The organism is Acidovorax sp. LjRoot204 (assembly GCF_056175785.1).
The window spans coordinates 1-3,094 of record NZ_JBGFFF010000276.1 but is presented as its reverse complement, the minus strand read 5'-3'; the positions used below and the strand labels follow the sequence as shown (position 1 = coordinate 3,094).

The window sequence follows — 3,094 nt, the reverse complement described above, 5'->3', positions numbered from 1 at the left end:
TCCTGTGTTGCACACGCGTCCTGACCGCCCGCATGCCACCCGCGAGCCTCTTCAGTTTGGTGCCGAAATCTACGGGCATACCGGGCTGGAGGCCGACCTTGAGGCTTTGCAGTTAGCTCGGGAGTGTTTGCGAGTTGCCAATGTACGCGACACAACCATTGATCTTGCGGACGTGCGCATCGTCCGCAGCCTGTTGGCTGGTGTGAGCGTGAGCCCGCAACTGCTCAGCGGCATTCATTCTGCTTTGGCGGCCAAGGATGCGGGAGAGTTGACAGTCTTGACGCGTGGCTTTCCTGAGGATTCTCGGCAAGGCCTTCTCGCTCTTGTCCAGCTATATGGAGACGCTGCTGTTCTGGCTGAGGCTGAAAATGCGCTGAAGCGCATTTCTGGTGTGTCTCAAGTGCTATCAAATTTGAAGTGGTTGGCGTCGCGTCTTGACGGAGCCTCTGTCACTTTCGACTTGGCTGATTTGCGTGGATATGCCTACTACAGCGGTGCACGCTTCGCGATCTATGCGCGCGGTGCCAGCGATGCCCTGGTGCGCGGCGGCCGGTACGACGAGGTGGGGGCAGTGTTTGGCCGAAATCGTCCTGCGGCGGGATTCAGTTTGGACATCAAGCAGGTGGTTGGCGTGGTGCCACCCCGTGCGCTGAAAGCCGCCATTCGTGCTCCCTGGGGCGAGGCTGCGGATGTGAATGCAGCGATTGGAGAGCTTCGGTCCGCTGGGGAAACAGTGGTGTGTGTTTTGCCAGGGCACGAGAGTGAGGTGGATGAGTTCCACTGTGATCGTGAACTGGTTCAGGTTGCGGGCCGTTGGGTCGTGCAGGCTGTTTGAGCAATTGTCATTTGAATTGGGTTTGAGATGAAAGCAACCAAAGGTCGCAACGTAGTGGTGGTCGGTACCCAGTGGGGCGACGAAGGCAAAGGCAAGTTGGTCGATTGGCTGACGGAGAGCGCTCAAGGGGTTGTGCGTTTCCAGGGGGGGCACAACGCTGGCCACACACTGGTGATCAATGGTGTGAAGACGGCGCTGCATTTGATCCCGAGCGGCATCATGCGCCCTGGGGTCAAGTGCTACATCGGCAATGGCGTGGTACTTTCTGCAGCGAAGTTGTTTGAGGAAATTGAGGGGCTTGAGAAAGCCGGTGTCGAGGTTCGTTCGCGCCTGCGTATCAGTGAGGCTTGCCCGCTGATCCTGCCTTTCCACGCGGCAATTGATGTTGCGCGTGAGGCGGCCCGAGAGCAGGGGGGGGCTGAGAAGATTGGTACCACCGGCCGTGGCATTGGTCCAGCTTACGAGGACAAGATTGCCCGCCGTGCCTTGCGCGTACAGGACTTGAAGTACCCTGAGCGATTTGCTTCTAAGCTGCGCGAATTACTGGATTTGCACAATCATGTGCTCACCACGTACCTGGGCTCTGCAAAGTTCGTTTTTGGCGATGCGCTGAAGCCATACATCCAGGATGGCAAGGTGCAATTTGATGTCGTGTACGCCGAAGCCATGCGCCATGCAGAGTTGCTGAAGCCCATGATGGCTGATGTGTCGCGAGAGCTCAATGAGGCGAATCGCGCGGGTGCCAATCTTCTTTTTGAGGGCGCTCAAGGGACCCTGCTGGATGTAGACCATGGCACATACCCGTATGTCACGTCCAGTAACTGTGTGGCGGGGAATGCTGCCRCAGGATCTGGCGTGGGGCCGGGCATGCTTCATTACATCCTCGGCATTACCAAGGCGTACTGCACCCGTGTGGGTGGCGGGCCTTTCCCTACAGAGCTGGATTGGGAAGTGCCTGGTACGCCCGGTTATCACATGAGTACAGTGGGCGCTGAAAAGGGAGTGACAACCGGGCGTAGCCGTCGCTGTGGCTGGTTTGATGCAGCTTTGTTGAAGCGCAGTGCCCAAGTCAATGGCCTTACTGGCCTTTGCATCACCAAGCTGGATGTGCTGGACGGGTTGAACGAGTTGTTGCTGTGCACAGGCTACGAGCTCGACGGTCAGCGTATTGATTTGCTTCCCATGGGCGCTGAGGACATCGCTCGGTGCACGCCAATTTATGAAACGCTCCCTGGCTGGAGTGATTCCACCGTAGGGGTGACCGAGTACGACAAACTGCCCGAAAGTGCGCGCCGCTATCTTGAGCGCATCGAAGAAGTGACGGGGGTTCCGATCGACATGATCTCAACCAGTCCTGATCGCGATCATACRATCATGATGCGCCATCCTTATGTCGCCGTCTGATCTACAGTTTTGCCTTGCTGCCATCAAGTAAACGCCAACTATTCAGGAATCATCCACTATGTTGACCGAAGACGGAAAACACCTCTATGTCAGCTATGACGAGTACCACAGCCTCATCGAAAAGTTGGCGCTGAAAGTTCATCAGTCGGGTTGGGCGTTCGACACCATTCTCTGTCTCGCTCGCGGTGGGTTGCGCCCAGGTGACATTCTCAGTCGTATCTTTGATAAGCCGTTAGCGATCATGTCTACGAGCTCCTACCGTGCCGAGGCAGGAACGGTGCAAGGACATCTTGATATTGCACGCTTTATCACCACGCCCAAGGGTGAAATTGCAGGGCGCGTGCTCTTGGTCGATGATCTGGCTGATTCAGGGCACACCTTGCACGCGGTGATCAACATGCTTAAGACCAACTACGCGCCCATCACCGAGCTACGTAGCGCCGTGATCTGGACGAAAGGTCTATCGACGTTTTCTCCAGATTACTCCGTGGAGTTTTTGCCGAGCAATCCTTGGATCCATCAACCCTTTGAGGGCTACGACAGCCTGAGTCCGGAGAAGCTGCTAGAAAAGTGGCGAGTCTGATTTTTCTTGCCGGCCCTGAAAGTCGTGCTATAGTCGAGGGCTTCGCTACTGAGACCTGAGCGCAAAAAGTGTTGGGGTCGATGGGGTGGTTTGTGGTGGTGCTTAGGTGCTGCGGCGGATGACTCGGAAGGTTGGCGAAGAAAGTTTGGTTTTGTCTTCTTGGTGGTTAAAAACCGGTATAGAATACAAGGCTTCGCTCGGTAGAGATGGTTGCTGCGAATTGCAGGTGATCGTTGAAGCGGGGTGAAAAAAGAAGGCAAAAGTTTGACAGT

The 3,094-nt window shown here is 56.0% G+C and carries 3 protein-coding genes; all 3 read left to right on the top strand.

The features are described from left to right. The coding region (locus AC04MI_RS24335; RefSeq protein ID WP_476498942.1) for an ATP phosphoribosyltransferase regulatory subunit at nt 1-835 on the top strand (835 nt) is incomplete at its 5' end. 27 nt (nt 836-862) lie between these two features. After that, entirely contained in the window at nt 863-2,239 is a 1,377-nt protein-coding gene (locus AC04MI_RS24330) for an adenylosuccinate synthase (RefSeq protein WP_476498941.1), read from the top strand. A 58-nt stretch (nt 2,240-2,297) separates the two neighbouring features. Further along, on the top strand, nt 2,298-2,822 hold the full coding sequence (locus tag AC04MI_RS24325; RefSeq protein WP_056062011.1) for a phosphoribosyltransferase: 525 nt from the start codon (nt 2,298-2,300) through the stop codon (nt 2,820-2,822). Nucleotides 2,823-3,094 lie beyond the last annotated feature (272 nt).